Source organism: Streptomyces actuosus (assembly GCF_016921115.1).
Lineage (GTDB): Bacteria > Actinomycetota > Actinomycetes > Streptomycetales > Streptomycetaceae > Streptomyces > Streptomyces actuosus_A.
This window is the reverse complement of sequence record NZ_JAFFZS010000003.1, coordinates 332,248-351,417: the sequence shown is the minus strand read 5'-3', so window position 1 is coordinate 351,417 and position 19,170 is coordinate 332,248. Positions and strand designations below refer to the sequence as shown.

Sequence of the window (19,170 nt, the reverse complement as noted above, 5' to 3'; positions counted from 1 at the left end):
TGGGTAAGCGATCGCTCAGTCACTGGTGGGGACTGTTCACCGCAGCGCCCGGGAGAAGGGGCCAGAACCGTGCCGGTCATCGATGCGTGGATGCAGCATCCGACGTTGCGCCACTCCAATCACGAGATGTTCGACTCCTTGCGGAGGTGGACCGGGCGCGGGCTCCTGGAGCAGGCGCTGCCGGTGGAACTGACGGTGGCCGCGCTGAGGGCGGCGGACGTGGAGATCGGTCTGTCGGCTGCCTGGTACGGGCCGCAGGGTGCGCTGATCAGCAACGATGAGGTGGCCGGGTTCGTCGCCGAGGCGGGCGGCCGACTGCGCGGGGTGGCGGGCGCCGACCTGGCCCGGCCCATGGAGGCGGTGCGGGAGCTGCGGCGGGCGGTTCAGGAGCTGGGGTTCGTGGCCCTGCGGGTGACGCCGTGGCTCTGGGAGCTGCCGCCCACCGACCGGCTGTACTACCCGCTGTACGCGGCATGCGTGGAACTCGGTGTCCCCTTCTGCACCCAGGTCGGGCACACCGGCCCGCTCAAGCCGTCGGAGACCGGGCGGCCGATCCCGTACATCGACCAGGTAGCGCTGGACTTCCCGGAGCTGACCATCGTCTGCGGGCACATCGGCTACCCGTGGACGACGGAGATGATCGCGGTCGCGGACAAGCACGAGAACGTCTACATCGACACCAGCGCCTACACCGCCCGCCGCTACCCGCCCGAACTCGTGGACTACCTGCGCGGCCGAGGCCGCCGCAAAGTCCTCTTCGGCACGAACTACCCGATGATCACCCCCGCCCAGGCCCTGGAACACCTGGACCGGCTGGGACTCGACGGGGAAGCACGTGAGCTGTTCCTGTCCGGCAACGCCCGCCGCGTCTTCGCCCTGTAGGTCCGGGCTCGGCACCTACTGTCCCCGGGCCAGCCCGCGGGCCCTGCGTTCCAGGACGGCTCGCTCCGCGGCGCTGTCGGTGAGCGCGACGGCCGACGCGTAGGCCCGCGCCGCCTCCGCGTCGCGGCCGAGGCGGCGCAGCAGGTCGGCCCGGACGGCGTGGAAGACGTGGTACCGGTCGAGATCCAGGGCGTCGACCAGGCCCAGGGCGGCCGCCGGCCCCTCGGTCTCGGCGACGGCGACGGCCCGGTTCAGTGCGACGACGGGGCTGGGCGCGAGGGCCATCAGCAGGTCGTACAGCTGCAGGATCTGCGCCCAGTCGGTGGCCTCGGGGGTGGATGCGTCGCTGTGCACGGCGTTGATCGCCGCCTGCACCTGGTACGGTCCCGGCCGGTTGCGGCGCAGGCACCGGCGGACGAGGTCGCGTCCCTCGGCCATCAGGGCCGGGTCCCAGCGGGTGCGGTCCTGCTCGGGCAGCGGTACCAGCGCGCCGTGCGCGTCCGTGCGGGCCGGGCGGCGGGACTGGTTCAGCAGCATCAGCGCCAGCAGGCCGACGGCCTCCGGCTCGTCCGGCATGAGCTCCACCAGGAGCCGGCCGAGGCGCACGGCTTCGTCGCACAGGTCCGGATCACCGGTGCAACCCTCGTTGAAGATCAGGTACACGACCGCCAGCACGCCCTTGAGGCGGTCGGGCAGATCGGCGTCGCGCGGCACCCGGTACGGGATGCCGGCCTTGCGGATCTTCGCCTTGGCACGGACCAGCCGCTGGGCCATGGTGGGCTCGGGCACCAGGAAGGCGCGGGCGATCTGGGCCGTGGTGAGGCCGCCGAGCAGGCGCAGGGTCAGGGCGACCTGGGCCTGCGGGGCGAGTGCGGGATGGCAGCAGGTGAAGATCAGTCGGAGCCGGTCGTCGCGCACGGGTCCCTCCTCACCGGGCGGGCCGGGGGCGAGCAGCAGGGCGGCCTCGGCGTGGCGAGCGTCCCGTGTCGACTCGCGGCGCAGCCGGTCGACGGCGCGGTGGCGGGCGGTGGTGATGATCCACCCGGCGGGGCTGGGCGGCACGCCGCTGCGCGGCCAGGTCCGCACGGCCGTGGTGAAGGCGTCCTGCACCGCCTCCTCGGCGAGATCGATGTCGCCGAGGAAGCGGACGAGGACGGCGACGGCCCGGCCGTACTCCGCGCGGAAGACGGCCTCGACGGCGGCGGTGTCGGTCATCGGTTCGGTGGTGGTGTCACCGGGGGTCCGCGAAGGGCCGCACCTCGATGGGGAGGGTGGTGGCCGCGGCGGCCTTGCGGCCCCATTCCATCGCCTCGTCCAGATCGGCGGCCCGGATCAGGCAGAGACCGGCCAGGTACTCCTTGCCCTCGGCGTAGGGCCCGTCCGTGACGAGCACGTCGCCCTCGTCGGGGCGGAGCATGGTCGCCGTCTCGGGGCCGTGCAGACCGCCCGCGAAGACCCAGGCCCCGGCGTCGCGCAGTTCCTGGTTGTAGGCCTCGACGCGCCGAGTGATCTCGGCGAGATCGTCGGGGGCGGGCGGTTCGCCGCCGGTGGGCTGGACCACACTGAGCAGGTAGTACGTCATGACGGCCTCCCGGGCGTCGCGGGTGTTCTCTCACCTCCTACACGAACGGCGCGGCCGCGGATCGACACCCCGCCCGGCGGGATCCCGGAAATCTTTCCGCGCACCGGGGCGCGGGCCCGGTCAGACCTCGGCCGGGACCCGGGCCTCCGTACGGCTCAGCCGTCCCGGCCACCAGGCGGCGGGCCCGATGTCGCGGACCAGGGCCGGCACGAGGAGGGAGCGCACGACGAGGGTGTCGAGCAGGACGCCGAAGGCGACGATGAAGGCGATCTGCGCCAAAAAGGCCAGGGGGATCACCCCGAGGGCGGCGAAGGTGGCGGCGAGGACGACACCGGCGGAGGTGATGACCCCGCCGGTGCTGACGAGGCCCACGAGGATGCCGCGGCGCACACCGTGGCGCAGTGACTCCTCCCGGACGCGGGACATCAGGAAGATGTTGTAGTCGACGCCGAGGGCGACCAGGAACACGAAGCCGTACAGGGGGACGGACGCGTCGGTGCCGTGGAATCCGAACACGTGCTGGAAGACCAGTGACGAGACGCCGAGGGTCGCGAGGAAGCTGAGGGCGACGGTGGCGACCAGGAGCGCGGGCATCAGCAGCGAGCGCAGCAGCGCCGTCAGGATCAGGAAGATGACGGCGAGCACCACGGGCACGATGACGGAGCGGTCGCGTTCGGCGGTGCGGACGGTGTCGTACTGCTGGGCCGTGTAGCCGCCGACGAGGGCGTCCGCGCCGGGGACGGCGTGCAGGGCGGTGCGCAGCCGGGCGACGGTGTCCTTGGCGGCGTCGCTGTCGGCCGCGTCGGAGAGCGTGGCGTCGACCCGGACCCGCCCGTCCGCCACGAGCGGTTCGCCGCCGGGGCGGCCGGACGCGGCCACCGCGTCCGCCGAGGCGACGCCGTCGGTGCCGCGGGCGGTCTCCAGGACGGGTCCCACGCTCGCGGCGTCGGCGATGACGACGGTGGGGTTGCCGGAACCGCCGGGGAAGTGCCGGGCGAGCGTCTCCTGCGCCGCGACGGAGGGGGCGCGGTCGACGAAGATCTCGTTCAGGGGCACCCCCCGGGAGGTGAGGGTCGGCGCGAGGGCGGCACAGGCCAGCAGTCCGGCCAGGGTGACGGCCCACACCTTGCGGGGTGCGCGGTCGACCAGGGCGGCGACACGGCGCCACACGCCGGCGCCGGTGCCCTGCTCCTCGCCCGCGCGGGGCCGGGCGGGCCAGTAGGCGGAGCGGCCGAGGGCGACCAGGACGGCCGGCAGGAAGGTCAGCGAGCTGAGCACAGCGCAGACGATGCCGATCGCGCCGACCGGTCCGAGCGCGCGGTTGTTGGTGAGGTCGCTGAACAGCAGGGCCAGCAGGCCGAGGGCGACGGTCGCGGCGCTGGCCGTGATCGCGCCCCAGGACTGGCGCAGGGCGGCCCGCACGGCCGTGAACCGGTCGTGGTGCCGGGCGAGTTCCTCGCGGCAGCGGGCGGTCAGGAGCAGCGCGTAGTCGGTGGCGGCGCCGATCACCAGGATGGACAGGATGCCCTGCACCTGTCCGTCGACGCGGACGACCTGGTGGTCGGCGAGCACGTACACGACGGCGCACGCGAGCCCGAGGGCGAAGACCGCGCCCAGGATGATCACCAGGGGGAGCAGGACACTGCGGTAGACCAGCAGCAGGATGATCAGGACCGCGGCGAGGGCGACACCGAGGAGCAGGCCGTCGATGCCGGCGAAGGCGTCCGCGAGGTCCGCCTGGGTCGCGGCGGGCCCGGCGAGCTGGACGGTGGTGCCGGGGACCTGCCCGGCCGCCGCGCGGATGCGGTCCAGCGTGCCGGAGAGTTCGTCGCCGAGGTCGGGACGCAGTGGTACCACTCCTTCGAGCGCCCGGCCGTCCTCGGAGAGCAGCGCCGGCGACGGCCTCCCCGCCACCCCCGGCGTGCCGGCGAGGGAGGCGAGGGCACCGGTCGCCGCCGCACGCCGGTCGGCGAGGTCCGTGCCGCCGGTCCACACGACGATCGCCGGCAGTGTCTCGTCCTGGCGGAAGGCCCGCTGGGCGGCGATGACCTCGGTCGACTCGGCGCTGCGCGGCAGGAAGGCGGCCTGGTCGTTGGTGGCGACCTCGCCGAGGCGTCCGGCGTAGGGGCCCAGCATCCCTCCGATGCCGAACCAGGCGAGGAGCAGGCAGAGGGGGATGAGCCAACGGGCCCTGCGGGCGGTGGTGGACATGTTGTTCCAGTTCTCCGGGTGGTCTGCGGGCTCGGTCCAGATCCATCTCGATGAAAAACAATCTCAATGATTGAGTTAGATCGGGTGCGTGAGCGTAACCGATGTCTGCTGTTCCGGTGTCGGGACCCCTGCGGATGCGGCCCGCGGAACGTCTCTTCGTCCGGGCAGGCGGGGGCGGCCCGGACCGGCCCGTCCTGGAGCCCGGCGTGCCTCTCCCCCGCCGGCAAGCCCCCTCGCCGGACCGTCGGGGCGCTATCGCAGGGCGGAGAGTTCCTCGTTCATGGCGGCGAGGAAGCGCAGGACGACGTCCAGTTCCTCGTCGGAGAACCGGGACCGGGCCGCCTCGGCCGCCTGGGCGAGCGGGCGGAAGTGGGTCCGGGCGGTCTCCCGCGCGTCGGCGGCGTAGTACAGGTGCACGACCCGCCGGTCGGCGCTCTCCCGGACCCGCCGGATGTGGCCCGCCCGTTCCAGCCGGTCCACGCACGCGGTGACGGCACCCGAGGTCAGGCCCAGGTGCTCGCGCAGCCCGCCGGGCGTCATCGGGCCGTCGGCGTCCAGGATCGCGGCGAGCGCCTGGACGTCCGTGGCGTGCAGGCCCTGCTCGCCGGCGAAGGCGTGCGCCAGACGGTTGATCTCTCCGTTCATCCGCCGCAGGTGCGCGGCGAGGGTGTACAGGCCGGCCGGCGCCTCCTGGCGGTCCCCGCCGGCTGCGTGCTGCTGCGTGTCGTCCCGTGTGGCCACACGAGCAGCGTATAGAACGCCGCCGGAAGCACCTTCCGCATCCGTCACGGCCCGTGGTGCGGAAGTCATCACGAGGCCGTCGAGACGAAGGGTGCGGGACGGATGCGCTACGAGGTGCCGGACACAGGGTCGACCTGCCTGGTGACCGGGGCGACCGGCTACATCGGCGGCCGCCTCGTGCCGGAGCTGCTCGACGCGGGCCACAAGGTGCGCTGCCTGGCCCGTTCCCCCGGACGGTTGCGGGACCACCCGTGGGCCGGGGAGGTCGAAGCGGTGGGCGGCGACGTGACGGACGAGGCGTCGGTCGCCGACGCGATGCGGGGCGTCGACGTCGCCTACTACCTGGTGCACGCGCTGGGCACCGGGAAGGACTTCGAGGAGACGGACCGCCGGGCGGCCCGCATCTTCGGCGAGCAGGCGCGCGCCGCGGGGGTACGGCGCATCGTCTACCTCGGCGGCCTGGCCCCCGCGGGGGTGCCGGAGGAGCAGTTGTCGCCCCATCTGCGCTCGCGCGCCGAGGTGGGGCGCATCCTGCTGGACTCGGGAGTGCCGACCGCCGTGCTGCGGGCGGCCGTGGTCATCGGCTCGGGCTCGGCCTCGTTCGAGATGCTGCGCTACCTCACCGAGCGGCTGCCGGTGATGGTGACCCCGAGCTGGGTGCACACCCGCATCCAGCCGGTCGCGGTCCGGGACGTCCTGCGCGTCCTCGTGGGCTGCGCCAGCCTGCCGGAGGAGGTCAACCGCGCCTTCGACATCGGCGGCCCGGACATCCTGACGTACCGGGAGATGATGGTCCGCTACGCGACGCTCGCGGGGCTTCCGCCCCGGCTGATCCTGTCGGTCCCCGTCCTGACACCGCGTCTGTCCAGCCACTGGGTCGGGGTGGTCACGCCGGTGCCGGCGTCGATCGCCCGCCCGCTCACGGAGTCCCTGCGCCACGAAGTGGTCTGCCGCGAGCACGACATCGCGGACCACCTGCCCGAACCCCCCGGGTGTCCGATCGGTTTCGACGATGCCGTACGGCTGGCCCTGGAGCGGGTGCGCGAGGCCCAGGTGGCCACCAGGTGGTCCTCGGCCTCGGTGCCGGGTGCCCCCAGCGACCCGCTGCCCACCGACCCCGACTGGGCCGGCGGCAGCCTCTACACCGATCTGCGCGAACTCTCCGTCGAGGCCACGCCCGAGGCACTGTGGCGGGTGATCGAGGGCATCGGCGGCGACAACGGCTGGTACTCGTTCCCGCTCGCGTGGGCGGTTCGGGGGTGGCTGGACCGCCTGGTCGGCGGGGTCGGGCTGCGCCGCGGGCGGCGCGACGCGCACCGGCTGCGGGTCGGCGACTCGCTGGACTTCTGGCGGGTGGAGGAGATCGAGCCGGGGCACCTGCTGCGGCTGCGTGCCGAGATGCGGCTGCCGGGTCTGGGCTGGCTGGAGATGCTCGCCGGCACCGACGCCGAGGGGCGGACGCGCTACCGGCAGCGCGCGCTGTTCCACCCGCACGGACTGCTCGGGCACGCCTACTGGCGGAGTGTGTCGCCGTTCCACGCCGTGGTGTTCGGCGGCATGGCCCGCAACATCGCGCGGGCCGCCGCCCGGGCACCGGCCGCCCCGGGGCGGGCGGGCGCGCCCGCCCGCTGACCCCCTCCCCCCGTCCCGTCGCCCTCTCCCCGAACTGCTCCGGAGCCGCTCCATGAACGTCTCGGTCGTCGTGTTCACCTCCGATCTGCGCCTGCACGACCATCCGCCGCTGCGCGCCGCCCTCGACGGCTCGCGGCCGGTGGTGCCGGTGTTCGTCCGGGACCCGGCCGTCGACCGCGCCGGATTCGCCGCGCCCAACCGGCTCGCGTTCCTCGCCGACTGCCTGCGCGACCTGGACACCGGGCTGCGCGAGCGCGGCGGCCGTCTGGTGGTCCGCCACGGCGACACGGTCGAGGAGGTGTGCAAGGTGGCCGCCGAGGCGGACGCCGACGAGGTGCACCTGGCGGCCGAGGCGGGTGCCTTCGCCCACCGGCGCGAACAGCGGCTGCGGCGCGCGCTGGAGACGGACGGGCGGCGACTGCACGTCCACGACGCGGTGACGACGGCGGTGCCGCCCGGGGCGGTCACCCCCGCGTCCTCCGACCACTTCGCCGTCTTCACGCCGTACTTCCGGCGCTGGTCGCAGCAGCCGCTGCGGGACACCCTGGCCGCCCCGCGGGAGGTGCGCGTGCCGGACGGGATCGGTTCCGAGGAGCTCCCCTCCCGCAACGGTGCGGCGGGGCTGTCGCCGGGTCTCGCGGCGGGCGGCGAGAACGAGGCCAGGCGGCGGGCGGCCGCCTGGCTGCGCTCGGGCGCGGAGTCGTACGAGGACCGCCACGACGACCTGGCGGGCGACGCGACCTCCCGGCTCTCGCCGCATCTGCACTTCGGGACGCTGTCACCCGTCGAACTGGTCCACCGGGCGCGCCGGACGGAAGGTCCGGGCGCCGAGGCGTTCGTACGCCAGCTCGCCTGGCGCGACTTCCACCGCCAGGTCCTCGCGGCGCGGCAGGACGCGGCACGCTCCGACTACCGCACCCGGCACGACCGCTGGCGGTCCGGGCCGTCGGCGGAGGCGGACACCGAGGCCTGGGGGGAGGGCCGGACCGGCTACCCGATCGTGGACGCCGCGATGCGGCAGCTGCTGCACGAGGGCTGGATGCACAACCGGGGGCGCCTGCTGGCCGCGAGCTTCCTCACCAAGACGCTGTACGTCGACTGGCGCGTGGGCGCCCGGCACTTCCTGGACTGGCTGGTGGACGGCGACGTCGCCAACAACCAGCTCAACTGGCAGTGGATGGCGGGCACGGGCACCGACACGCGCCCCAACCGGGTCCTCAACCCCCTGGCGCAGGCCAAGCGGTACGACCCGGACGGCGCGTACGTGCGCCGATGGGTGCCCGAGCTGGCGGGCGTACCGGGCGCGGCGGTGCACGAGCCGTGGAAGCTGTCCGGCGCACAGCGCACCGCGCTCTCCTACCCGGACCCGGTGGTCGACCTCCCGGAGGGGCTGGCCCGCTTCAAGCAGGCCCGCGGGCTGGGCTGACCGGCGCGGCAGGGCCGTTCAGCGGGCGCCCGTCGCGCCGTGCCCGCGTTGCAGGATCCGCAGCGCCTCCTGGAGCGTCGGCGGCCGGAGCATGCCGTGGCCCGGCTGTCCGGCCCAGCCGGGGCCGCCCAGCACGACCTGCGGCCGTCGCCGCGCTCCCTGCACGCCCCACTGGGTGTCGGCGACGTGCCGGGCGAGCGGGAGGCTCGCGCTGGAGCGGGCCTGCGCCCACAGCACCACGGCCGACGGGCCCAGTCGCCGGACCGCGGCCGTGAGGGCCTCGGCCGGCACGGCGGCGCCGAGCATGCGCGTCGGGACGCCGAGCCCGCTGAGCCCGGCGTTCAGCGCCTCCAGCGGCAGGGTGTGCTGCTCCCCGGGCACGCACGCCAGCATCACGGGCCCGGGCGTAGGGCCGCCGTACGGCGCGGGCGGGCGGGTGCAGCGGCGCAGGGCCGTGGAGACGTGCCAGGACAGCAGGTGCTCGACCTCGACGTACCGGTCGCCGGACGATTCCCAGGTGCGGCCGACGGCGTGCAGGGTGGGCACCATCACCTCCTGCCAGGCGACGGTGACGCCGTACTCCTCGACCGCCACGGTCAAGAGTTCCTCGACGACGGGGGCGTCCAGCCGCACGGCCGCGCGGGCCAGACCGCGGCACTCCTGCCGGACGTCGCCCAGCGCCAGGGGGCCCGGGCCGGCGTCGGCGGCCGGTGACTGCTGCCGCGGTGCCGGGGGCACGGGTGCGGCCGCCGCCTCCTTGGCCACGCGAGCGGCCTCGGCAGGGGGCACGCCCTCTGCGGTCAGGCGGCACAGCGTCTCCAGCACCGCCACGTCGCCCGGCGACCAACGGCGGTGCCGGCCCTCGTCGCGGACCGCGGGACCGATGCCGTAGCGGCGGTCCCAGGACCGCAGGGTGGTGGGCGACACGCCGAGGCGGCGCGCCACGGCGCCGGTGGTGAGTCCGGAAGCGCCGTGGGGACCATCGGCCGGGGGGTGGTGCTCCGCCCCGAGGTCGTCGTCGGTCCGATCCATGGGGCCGACTCTACCGACGCACGAACGATGCGAGTCGCCGTCGCCGGTGTCCCCGCTCCGGCGGGGCCGCCGCGGCTGCGGGCAGCCGTGCGAGGACCGCCCGCGCATCCGGGAGCGGTGCAGTGCCGCAAGAGTGTCGCACGCACTTCCCCGGGAAGAGTCGTCGCTTCCCGGAGAAGTGTTCGCGTCCGCGGCTGACCACTACACATAAGACTGAAATAAGCGCAAGATGGAGGTAACGCGGCGCTTACCGCGTACCGCATCAGACGCGGTCGGGCTTGCATGAAGGAGACGAATCATGGCCAACGTCTCGCACGGCACGGGTGACATCACCACCCACCCGGATGTCTCGGAAATGCGGGCCCGCTACGCCCGCATGCTCGGTGGCCGCGACGTGGCGCTCGTGGACGGACCGGTGTTCCTGCTCGGCGTCTACTGCGCCGCGTCCCCGTGGATCGTCCACTACACCACCAGCCAGCCCACGCTCGTGGTGCACAACCTGATCATCGGCCTGGCGATCACCGTGCTGGCCTTGGGGTTCACCGCGGCGCCGGCCCGCATGTACGGCCTGAGCTGGGCGATGTGCGCCTTGGGTGTGTGGATGATCGTCGCCCCGTGGATCGTCGGCGACAGCCCTGACGCCGGAGTCATCTGGAACAACGCCGTCATCGGCGGCCTGGCCGTGGTCCTGGGGCTGCTGTGCGCCGGCACGGCGGCCAGGAGCACACCCCGGCCGTAGGACAGGAACCGCCCAGGAAGGGGAACGGGAAGGGGAACAGGGCCGGGCCGCGTCCCGCGGCTCCGGCCCTTTCCCGGGTCCGGAGCGGATCGGCCCCTCTCGCGGCTCCGTCCGGGGTTCGGCACCCCGCAGCCCATCTGCCGCCTGCCGCCCTCCGCGCCACGCCGGCGGCCCGCGTACCGTCACACGCGCCCGACCAGCGCAAAAGCCCTGGACGCGGCGCTCGGCACAAGGCGGAGACGGGATCCGGACACCCGCCGCCGCACGGACTCCCGGAGCGAACACCCGGCGGAACGGAGTGTCCCGGCTCCGCGTGGGCAGAGAGACAGGCAACCGGAGTTTCCCCGAGGAGGGGGCGAAGATGGAGATCTCGGGCATCATCAGCGCCATCGTCATCGGCGCCGTCATCGGCGTCCTGGGACGCCTCGTCGTACCCGGCCGCCAGCACATCGGCGTCCTGTGGACGATCGCCGTCGGCATCGCGGCGGCGCTGCTCGGTTCGGCGATCGCCGCCGGCTTCGGCGTGGCCGACACCAAGGGCGTCGACTGGATCGAGTGGCTCATCCAGATCGCTCTCGCCGCCCTCGGCGTCGCCGCACTGGACCGCAGCCGGGCGCGCCGCTGACGGACGGCAGGCCCCGCTCCCGTGTCCTGCGTGGCCTCGGGACCGGGGCCCCGGGGAGACCGGCTACGGCAGGTGGACGTACGGCGTCGTGGTGGTGAGCGGGGCGAACCCGAGGCGCTGCAGGACAGGCCTGCTGTCGTCGGAGGCGTCGACCTGGAGGTAGCGGTATCCGCGGTCGGCTGCGATGCGGGCGCGGTGCGCGACCAGGGCGCGGTAGACGCCACGCCGCCGCCAGGCGGGCACGGTTCCACCGCCCCACAGCCCGGCGAACGCCGTGCCGGGCACCAGCTCCATCCGTGCCGCGGCGACCGGTGTCCCGCCGGCCAGGGCGAGGACGGCGACGACCGTGTCCGGGGTGGCGGCGAGCTGGTCGAGGAGGCGCTGCCGGAGCCGGGTACCGTCCGTGCCGAAGGCCTGCTCGTGCACGTCGGCGACGAGGCCGGCACCGGCGGCGTCCGTGACCGGGAGGATGTGGACTCCCTCGGGTGCGCCGGTGCCGAGCGGGACGGCGGCGGTCTCCGCCGCCATCAGCGTCTCCTCGGCCTCCGGGGTGAACCCGGCTGCCACGAGCCGCCGCGCGAGGTCCGCCGGCCGGTCGTGGCCGTACACCTTCCACTCGAACGCCAGACCCAGGCCGGTGAAGTGGGTCTTCTGCTCCTCGATCGCCTCGTCGGCGCCGTCCGCGTCCAGGCCGGACCAGAGGATGCCGTTCCAGCCGTGGGCGGGCCCGGTCTGGCGGACGAGGCGGCCGGTGCGCTCGATCCGGGAACCGGGACCGTCCGGGCGGGCACCCGCACGCATCTCACGGTCGTAGCGGGCGAGCACCTCGGCGTGATCCATGGGCCCACCTCAGCAGGACGCCCTGGAGGACGCAACGGAATTGTCAGGACCGCCGGCCCGTCCGTGGTCGGGCTCGTCCGGCGTCACCCCCTGCCCGCCCGTCGGTGGTCGACGGCATCCGCCGTCGACGCCCGCACGAGGCCGGCGCCGTCCGCCGTCGGCACCCGCCGCCGGGCCCGGGTGTGCGCCCCGGCCCTCTCCGGGCGGGAACGCGCCCCGGTGGGGCTGTTGCGCCACGGGTCGGGCGGGGCTCCCGCCGTCGGCGGCGTCAGCGCTGCGCGCCCGGCCGGAAGCGCCGGTACAGGGCGGCCCCGCTGACGATCAGGGCGGCGCTGCCCAGCCCGGCCGGCACGGTGAGGTCCGCGCCGGTGTGGGCGAGGGACACCGACGACCGCGGCGACGGCGGTGTCGTCACGGCGTCCGGCTCGGTGACCGGGTGCTGCCGGGGCGGTGCGGTGGGCCGCGGTGCGGGAGTCTCGGGAAGGTCGGGGCTCCCGGGGGCCTCGGGGCGGCCGCCGGTGCCGGTCGTCGCGGTGTTGCCGATGGCCGGGTTGAGGACACCGGCCGCGTTCACCGTGTTGCCGCTGGCCTGGACCGGGAGGTCCACCGGCAGCTGGAGGCCGTTGCCGGAGAGCACGCCCGGGGATCCCTTCGTCGTGCTCACGGCCTCCGGACTGCCCGACGTACCGCCGGCGGCGCCGTCGGGCGTGGTGCCGCCGTAGTCGGCCCGTTCGCCGGCCGGGGTGCCGGTGGCGGCGCAGCTGTTGCCCGCGGCCGGGTTGAGCAGCCCGACCACGCTCACCGTGTTGCCGCAGGCGTTCACCGGGAGGTGCACGGGCAGTTGGACGGTGTTGCCGGAGATCAGACCGGGCGACTGCGCGGCGGCGCCGTCGGCCGCGGAGTCGGCGTGGGCCGGCGCCGCCACCAGCGCGCCGGAGGCTGCAGCCACGGCGATCACACCGTTTCGGGTAGCCCGTTTCATCGGTTCCCTGCCTTCCAGACTTCGTCGCGGGCTCTCGCCCGCACCGGACCGCGGGCACGTGCCCGCACCGGATAGAACGCATCCGAACCGTCCGGGTTATGGCTTCTCCGTCGTTCACCCCCATCGGGCGCACATCCGTCGAACTATGGACAGAACCGGTGATACGCGGCTATAGGAGCCGGACCTCAGCGGGCCGACCGCCGGACCGCTCCGCCGGGAGGCGGGGTCCTGGGGTGCCGCCTATGGTGAGCGAGGGCGCCGGACCCGGTCCGCGACGGGGCGCCCGTGGAGGCATCGATGCTGGCCGAGCTGTCGAAGCGGTGCGCCGCACCGGCGCGCCGTGCCCTCGTTGCCGCCGCCGGGCTCGCCCTGCTCGCCCCGGCCCTGCCGGCGCACGGGGAGGACGGGGCGGACGGCGGCACGCGGCCCGACCTGAGCCGGTTCTACCAGCAGAAGGTGACCTGGTCGGCGTGCCCGGGCGGGGGCATGCCGAAGGATCTGCAGTGCGCCGACGTGACCGTCCCCCTCGACTACGCCGACCCGGGCACGGGCACCCTCGACCTGGCACTCGCCCGCTACCGCGCCACGGGGCACCGGCGCGGCTCGGTGGTACTGAACTTCGGCGGCCCCGGCGGCGCAGGAGTGAACCAGCTCGCGGCCGGCGGCAAGGACTTCATGGACCTGACCGACAACTACGACGTCGTCTCCTTCGACCCCCGGGGCGTCGGCCGCTCCTCGCCGGTCAGCTGCGGCGACGGCCAGGACAGTGCCCTGGCCACGGTCGACGGCAGCAACGGCGTCGAGCACCCCGAGACCCTTCTGCGGCAGCTGCGGACTGCGGCCGCCGCGTGCGAGAGGCATTCGGGGCCGGTCCTGAAGCACATCGGCACGGTCGACGCGGCGCGGGACCTCGACGTCATACGGCAGGCGCTCGGCGACCGGAGGCTCAACTACCTCGGCTTCTCCTACGGCAGCCGGCTCGGCGCGGTCTACGCGGCCGAGTTCCCCGGCAAGGTGGGCCGTATCGCCCTGGACGGCGTGGACACCCTCACCGAGCCGCTGACCGAGCAGGGCCTCGCGGGTGCCCGGGGGCAGCAGGTGGCGCTGGAGGACTTCGTCGCCTGGTGCGTGAAGGACATCGCCTGCCCCCTCGGGCAGGACGCGCGCTCGGGGCGGGAGGCCGTCGTCCGGCTCGTGCGGTCGCTCGACCGGGATCCCGTGCCGACCGGCTTCGGCGAAGCGTTCACCGGCCAGGACCTGGTGGACGCCTTCGGGCAGGCCCTCTACAGCAGGGAACTGTGGCCGTCGCTGGAGCGGGCCCTGGCCGAACTGGTCGAGGACGGCGATCCCGGTGGGGTCGTCGGGTTCACGTCCGGCGGTTACGCCCTGCCGCTCCGGCAGCAGCGGGTCCCGCACAGCGGGCTGGTGGACCCCGAGGACGTACCGCTGGACAACCTTCCGGCGGCGCTGATGGCGATCAACTGCGCCGACGACCCCGATCGTCCCGACGCTGCCCGGCTCACCCGCGAACTCGGCCGGCTGCGGTCCGCCTACGACCACGCCTCCCCCGTGTTCGGGCAGTACCGGCTGATGCAGGTGCTGATGTGCTATGGCCGCCCGAAGGGCACCGCCTTCATCCGCGAGCGGGTCAAGGACCTCGACACGCCGAAGTTGCTGCTCGTCGGCACCCGGGGCGACCCGGCGACGCCGTACCGCTGGACGGTGGAGACGGCCGAGCGGCTCGGCCCGTCCGCGGTCGTCCTCGACAACCGCGGCGAGGGCCACACCGGCTACGGCTCCTCCAAGTGCGTGCACGGCAAGGTCGACGCGTTCCTGCTGTACGGCACCCTGCCGCCCAGCGGCAGCTCCTGCGGGGCCGAGAGGGACGAGTGAGCCCTTCCGGCAGCCGCGAGCGCTCCCGCAGGGCCGGGTCTCAGGCGCCGTCCGACAGGAACCGGTCGATCGCGGCGGTGAGTTCGGCCGGCTTCTCCACCGGCAGCTCGTGACCGGCGTCGACCATGCGCACCACGGCATCCGGATAGGCCGTGGCCATGCGCAGCATCTGCTTCACCGGCAACTGCACGTCGTGGCTGCCGTGCACCAGCAGGGTGGGCACGCGGATCTCGCCGACCCGGTCGAGCACGTCGAAGTCCCGCATGGCGCCGTACAGGGTCATGACGACCTCGCGCGAGATGCCCCCGGACGCCTCGACGTACGCCCTGACCTCCTCGCGCGGGTAGCCGGGGGCGAAGGCGCGCTGGATGTTCGCCGCGATGAACAGCTTGAACGGCACCAGCGTCGACGCCGCCATGAGCAGGGCCCGGCCGGGGTTGTAGGCCATACGGCTGATGGAGTTCACCAGGACGAGCCGCTCGACCCGCTCGGGGTGCGAGAGCGCGACGGTCTGGGCGGTCATGCCGCCCATGGAGTGACCGATCAGCACACACCGCTCGATCTCGAGGTGGTCGAGGAGGGCGAGGACGTCGCGGGCCACCTCCTCGATCGTGCGCACTCCCGCCCCGGTGCTGTCACCGTGGCCCCGCAGGTCGAGGCGGACGACGCGGCGGCGGACGGAGAAGTACGCCGTCTGGTGGTCCCAGCGGTGCCGGTTCGCGGTCCAGCCGTGGACGAACACCAGGGGCACGCCCCCGCCGTCGCGAGGGCCCTCGTCGTCGTACGTCAACGTCGCGCCGTCGACCTCGAACTGCGGCATGGGGCGCCCTCCTGGAATGCGAACCGGTTACTCGCCGGTAGCGTAGTCGGCGGGGCGCCCGCCCGTCACCGGTGAGCGCCGAGGAAATCGAGGATGTGACCGTACACGTCCAGCGCGGCCCCGCGGCCCAGGAACGTGTCGAGGTGCCCGTAGCCCGGGATCTCCGTGTAGGTGACGTCCAGCTCCGGCCTGCGGTGGGCGAGGACGTCGCGGCAGAGTTTCTGCGAGTCCAGCCACAGCCCGTTCTCGCTTCCGGCGAGCAGCAGCACCGGGGTGTCGATGCGCCCGGCGGCGTCGAGGGCGTTGGCCGGCAGGGCCCGGTAGCGGTGGTCCCCGTCGTGCCAGCGGACGACGGTGCGGGCCAGCTCGATACGGCGCAGGTGCGGCAGGATCCACAGCGGGGCGGGGCCCAGCAGCTGGGCGAGCCGGTCGTGGGTCGCCTCGGCCAGGTTCTCGTGGACGAAGAGGGAGGCCCCGGTCCCCCACGCCGAGTTGTGCAGGATCTGGCAGGTGGGGTCGGGGCAGTCCGCGCCGCGGGAGGCCAGGGCGAACAGCGGCGTGTACTTCGACCACAGGCCCACGGTGCGGAAGTCGACGGGGATGTGGTCGATGCGCGTCCTGAGCAGTTCGCCGGCGACCGTCATCCGCAGCGAGGTGCGGCCGGCCAGCTTGGGGGTCAGGAAGACGCCCTGGGAGACCACGCCGGCCAGACCGGGCACCAGGCCGGCCGTCATGCTCAGGGACAGGGTGAGCGAGCCGATGCAGTGCGCGACGGCGAACAGCGGCCGGTCGCCGATGCGTTCGCGGATGTGGGAGACGGCTGCCGGGATGTCGTACAGGGCGACGTCGTCGTAGGTGTAGCGCCGGCCGGTCTCGTTGTAGGGCAGTCGGCAGCTGCCGCGCCAGTCCAGCAGCCAGGGCTCGTAGCCCTCGTCGAGGAGGACGTCGACGAGGTTGCGGGTCTCGGGCAGCAGGAACATGTCGGCGGACGCGGTGTGCCCGTGCAGCAGCAGGACGGCGGGCCTCCCCCGGTCGCCGGGGTCGACGCGGGTGAGGCCGAGACGGACGCCGTCGGCGGCGTGCAGGGGGATCTCCTCCACCCGGGACGCGTCGAGGCGGTGCCGGAGCGGGCGCGGCGTCGGGGTGGTCCGCACCCGTCGCAGGGCGGGTCGTGGGCGGGTCGTACGGGTGGTACGGAAGATCATCGGTGGCGCTCCGTGGGGGCGGGGGTGCGGCGCAGGTCGAGCAGGTCGGCGGCGGCGCGGGCGAAGGGGCCCGCGAGTCCGCGGCCCATCTCCAGGCCGAACCAGGCGAGCCAGGTCAGCTTGGCGGCCCGCCTCTCGCGGCCGGTCAGCCGCGGGTCGACCCGGATGCCGTCGATCTGGTCGCGGACGTAGGTGTCGGCGGGGACGACGACCTCGCCGGCGAAGGAGGCCGACTCGCCGGCGCGGCCGATCTCGACGGTGAGGGCCCGGGTCTGACGCCACACATCGCGGCGGGCCCGGGCGTACTTGTGGCCCTCCAGCCACCAGGTGCCGCCGTCGAGGTCCGTCAGCTCCAACCGGTAGCGCAGCAGCCGGTGCCGCAGGCCGTGCTGGTGCGGGATGCCCTCGTCCGGGCGGACCCAGACATCGCCGTGGGCGACGGTCAGCGGCCCGGGGTGCACGGCCGGGCAGGTCACCTCGCCCGCGACGTCGATCCGGCGCTCCTCCACCAGCTGGTACATGCTCGCCAGGGAGAGGGTGAGCGCCATGGAGCAGGGCTCTGAGGCGGGCGCGCCGACGGGTCCGACACTGCCCTCGGTCCTCTCGTCGAACCACAGGTAGGGCCGGTCGTCGCGGTGCGGCAGCCGGGCCAGCCCGTCGGCGGCCAGCTTCTGGTACGTCCTCAGCTGGGCGCGGGAGTCGTAGCGGGCGGCCGGGGGCAGTCCCAGCGCGTCGACGAGGGCGGCGGTGCGGGTGTCCTCGGCGGCCGGGCCGGTCAGGGTCGCCTCGCACAGCTTCAGCGCGGTCGGGCTGCGCAGCACCCGGCCGAGGAAGGCGAGTTCGGGGACGGGTTCGGCCTCCAGGCGGGCCAGGGTGTCGGCGCGCCACTCGTCCCAGTCCTGCACGCGCACGTGCATCCCGCCGAGCGCCATGTCGCGGACGACGTCGTCGAGCGTGCTGGGCACACCGGTGAGGTGGTAGTCGAAGCCCCAGGCGTCCGGTTCGCAGACGACGGCGGCGGCGACGCGGCTGACCCGGTCCACCGGTGCCACGTTGAGGTACCGGAACGCCGGGACGGTGCGGTGGCGGCCGAAGGCCGAGATCAGCCCGCTGCTGAGGTCCAGCGGGTTGTAGGCGCCGGTCGTGGTGTGGCCACCGATGCCGCCGGGCCGCAGAGCGGTCACGACGAGGCCGTGGTCGCGGGCGCGGCGCAGAGCGGTCTCGGCGGCCCACTTGGACTGGTCGTAGCCCGAGACGAGGCGGTCCACGTGGGCGAGCGGGTCGTCCTCGCCCATGGAGGTGATGCCGACCTCGTTGAAGACGGCGACGGAGGAGATGTGATGCAGGGGTTTGGGCCGTCCGGTGGCGGCGAGTTCGGCCAGGGTGAGCGCACCGAGGACGTTGCTGGCCCGCAGAGACCGGTATCCGCGCAGGAAGTCCACGGCGGCGGCGACGCCGACGACGCTGTCGACTTCGCGGGCGAGGGTGTGCCACGTCTCCTCGGACAGGCCGAGCCGGGGGTGGCGGAGGTCGCCGGGCAGTACGGTGATGCGCCGGCGCACCTCGGACGACCAGGGCAGCCGGTACGACCGGAGCGCCTCGCCGAGGCGGGCGAGCGCCGCGTCCTCGTCGGCGGCGCGGACCAGGCAGTACACATGGGCGTCGCTGTGCCGCAGCAGGTCGAGCAGCAGATGACTGCCCAGGAAGCCGGTGGCGCCGGTGAGCAGGATGCGCCGGGGCGGCACCGGCTCGGGCAGGTCCGTGAAGGGCAGCCGGTCGGCGAGCGCGAGGTCGGCCAGGATCTGGTCGAGGTCCTCGCGCCGTGCCCGGGGAGCGAGGTCGCCGCCGATCGGCCCCGCGGGACCCGGAACAGCCAGGGGTGCGGCGGCGTGCGGCAGGAGCGCGGCCGGGCGGGCGGCGCCGGACGGGGACGCGGCCAGGGGGACCGGCCCGGCCGGGGCGACGGCGCCGGGCGGGGACGCCGGCGGGAGCGGCGTGTTCCCGGGCGGGGTTCCACCGGCCGCGGCGGGCGCCGCAGCGCCGGGTGGGAGCACCGTGGCCGGGTCCGCCGCGACGGGTGCCGGAGCGTCGGCGGCCCGCGGCCCGCCCGGAACCGTCGCGCCGGTCGGCGGGACGTGCCCGGAGGCCAGCCACCGGCGGGCCAGGCTCGCCGGGCGGGCGTCGGCGAAGACCTCGTCCAGGTCGATCTCGCGTCCCAGCAGCTCCTCCAGTTCGGCCACCAGCTCCACGGCCGCCACGGACGTCCCGCCCGCGTCGAAGAAGTCCGCGTCCGGCGCGAGACGCCCCGACGGCAGGTGGCGGCCCGCGACGGCGGCGATCTCCGCCGTCAGGGCCGCCTCGTCCCGCTCGGCGGGCGCATCACCTGTGTCGGCGGGCGCGGCGGGGGGGTCCTGCCCGGTAGGTGTGCCTGCGGCGCCGACCTTCGCCAGCAGGTCGTTCAGGCCCAGGCCGGTGCCGCCGTGCTCGATCTGCTCGGCGACGGCCCGCTGCCCGGCGGCCTCGTTCGTCTCAGGCATGGGCGCCCTTCGTGGTGTGCACG

Annotated in this window: 16 protein-coding genes; 6 read left to right on the top strand and 10 right to left on the bottom strand. The window is 74.4% G+C overall.

Features of this window, described 5'->3' with window-relative positions:
* The first annotated feature begins 69 nt into the window (after positions 1-69).
* On the top strand, positions 70-882 hold the full coding sequence (locus JS756_RS06605) for an amidohydrolase family protein (RefSeq protein WP_205381995.1): 813 nt from the start codon (positions 70-72) through the stop codon (positions 880-882).
* Positions 883-897: 15 nt separating this feature from the next.
* On the opposite strand, the gene JS756_RS06600 is transcribed toward JS756_RS06605, so the two are convergent.
* From JS756_RS06600 to JS756_RS06585, 4 genes are all read right to left on the bottom strand, one after another.
* On the bottom strand, positions 898-2,097 hold the full coding sequence (locus JS756_RS06600; RefSeq protein ID WP_205381994.1) for an RNA polymerase sigma factor: 1,200 nt from the start codon (positions 2,095-2,097) through the stop codon (positions 898-900).
* 16 nt (positions 2,098-2,113) lie between these two features.
* Positions 2,114-2,464 carry a YciI family protein gene (locus tag JS756_RS06595; RefSeq protein ID WP_205381993.1) on the bottom strand — a complete coding sequence of 117 codons (351 nt, stop codon included), beginning with the start codon at positions 2,462-2,464 and terminating at the stop codon, positions 2,114-2,116.
* 120 nt (positions 2,465-2,584) lie between these two features.
* Positions 2,585-4,675 carry an MMPL family transporter gene (locus tag JS756_RS06590; protein WP_205381992.1) on the bottom strand — a complete coding sequence of 697 codons (2,091 nt, stop codon included), beginning with the start codon at positions 4,673-4,675 and terminating at the stop codon, positions 2,585-2,587.
* Between the two features lie 252 nt (positions 4,676-4,927).
* A complete protein-coding gene (locus JS756_RS06585; RefSeq protein ID WP_307790350.1) occupies positions 4,928-5,416 on the bottom strand; it encodes a MarR family winged helix-turn-helix transcriptional regulator in 489 nt (162 codons plus the stop codon).
* Between the two features lie 102 nt (positions 5,417-5,518).
* Between JS756_RS06585 and JS756_RS06580 the strand changes: the two genes are divergently transcribed.
* Together JS756_RS06580 and JS756_RS06575 are read left to right on the top strand one after the other, a co-directional pair.
* Positions 5,519-7,048: an SDR family oxidoreductase gene (locus JS756_RS06580; RefSeq protein WP_205381990.1), complete on the top strand. Its 1,530-nt coding sequence runs from the start codon at positions 5,519-5,521 to the stop codon at positions 7,046-7,048.
* Between the two features lie 52 nt (positions 7,049-7,100).
* The gene (locus tag JS756_RS06575; RefSeq protein ID WP_205381989.1) at positions 7,101-8,474 is read left to right on the top strand and encodes a cryptochrome/photolyase family protein; all 1,374 of its coding nucleotides are present in this window, start codon (positions 7,101-7,103) and stop codon (positions 8,472-8,474) included.
* A gap of 18 nt (positions 8,475-8,492) precedes the next feature.
* Here the strand turns inward: JS756_RS06575 and JS756_RS06570 are convergent, their stop codons facing one another.
* A complete protein-coding gene (locus JS756_RS06570; protein ID WP_205381988.1) occupies positions 8,493-9,506 on the bottom strand; it encodes a MerR family transcriptional regulator in 1,014 nt (337 codons plus the stop codon).
* 298 nt (positions 9,507-9,804) lie between these two features.
* Here JS756_RS06570 and JS756_RS06565 point away from each other — a divergent pair, with 298 nt between their 5' ends.
* Positions 9,805-10,245: an SPW repeat protein gene (locus JS756_RS06565; protein ID WP_205381987.1), complete on the top strand. Its 441-nt coding sequence runs from the start codon at positions 9,805-9,807 to the stop codon at positions 10,243-10,245.
* Between the two features lie 361 nt (positions 10,246-10,606).
* Positions 10,607-10,870, top strand: a complete 264-nt coding sequence (locus JS756_RS06560) for a GlsB/YeaQ/YmgE family stress response membrane protein (protein ID WP_205382082.1) — start codon at positions 10,607-10,609, stop codon at positions 10,868-10,870.
* Between the two features lie 63 nt (positions 10,871-10,933).
* On the opposite strand, the gene JS756_RS06555 is transcribed toward JS756_RS06560, so the two are convergent.
* Together JS756_RS06555 and JS756_RS06550 are read right to left on the bottom strand one after the other, a co-directional pair.
* On the bottom strand, positions 10,934-11,710 hold the full coding sequence (locus tag JS756_RS06555; RefSeq protein WP_205381986.1) for a GNAT family N-acetyltransferase: 777 nt from the start codon (positions 11,708-11,710) through the stop codon (positions 10,934-10,936).
* Between the two features lie 268 nt (positions 11,711-11,978).
* A complete protein-coding gene (locus tag JS756_RS06550) occupies positions 11,979-12,659 on the bottom strand; it encodes a chaplin (RefSeq protein ID WP_307790347.1) in 681 nt (226 codons plus the stop codon).
* A gap of 330 nt (positions 12,660-12,989) precedes the next feature.
* Here JS756_RS06550 and JS756_RS06545 point away from each other — a divergent pair, with 330 nt between their 5' ends.
* Complete coding sequence (locus JS756_RS06545) at positions 12,990-14,585, top strand: alpha/beta hydrolase (RefSeq protein WP_205381984.1); 1,596 nt, start codon at positions 12,990-12,992, stop codon at positions 14,583-14,585.
* A gap of 40 nt (positions 14,586-14,625) precedes the next feature.
* Here JS756_RS06545 and JS756_RS06540 read toward each other — a convergent pair whose 3' ends face one another.
* The 3 genes from JS756_RS06540 to JS756_RS06530 form a co-directional block, all read right to left on the bottom strand.
* Entirely contained in the window at positions 14,626-15,405 is a 780-nt protein-coding gene (locus JS756_RS06540; RefSeq protein ID WP_205381983.1) for an alpha/beta fold hydrolase, read from the bottom strand.
* 65 nt (positions 15,406-15,470) lie between these two features.
* Positions 15,471-16,610, bottom strand: coding sequence for an alpha/beta hydrolase (locus tag JS756_RS06535; RefSeq protein ID WP_205381982.1), 1,140 nt, complete (start codon positions 16,608-16,610; stop codon positions 15,471-15,473).
* Positions 16,607-19,147 (bottom strand): thioester reductase domain-containing protein, encoded by a 2,541-nt coding sequence (locus tag JS756_RS06530; protein ID WP_205381981.1) that lies wholly within the window; start codon positions 19,145-19,147, stop codon positions 16,607-16,609. The genes JS756_RS06535 and JS756_RS06530 overlap by 4 nt, the downstream gene beginning before the upstream one ends.
* Positions 19,148-19,170 lie beyond the last annotated feature (23 nt).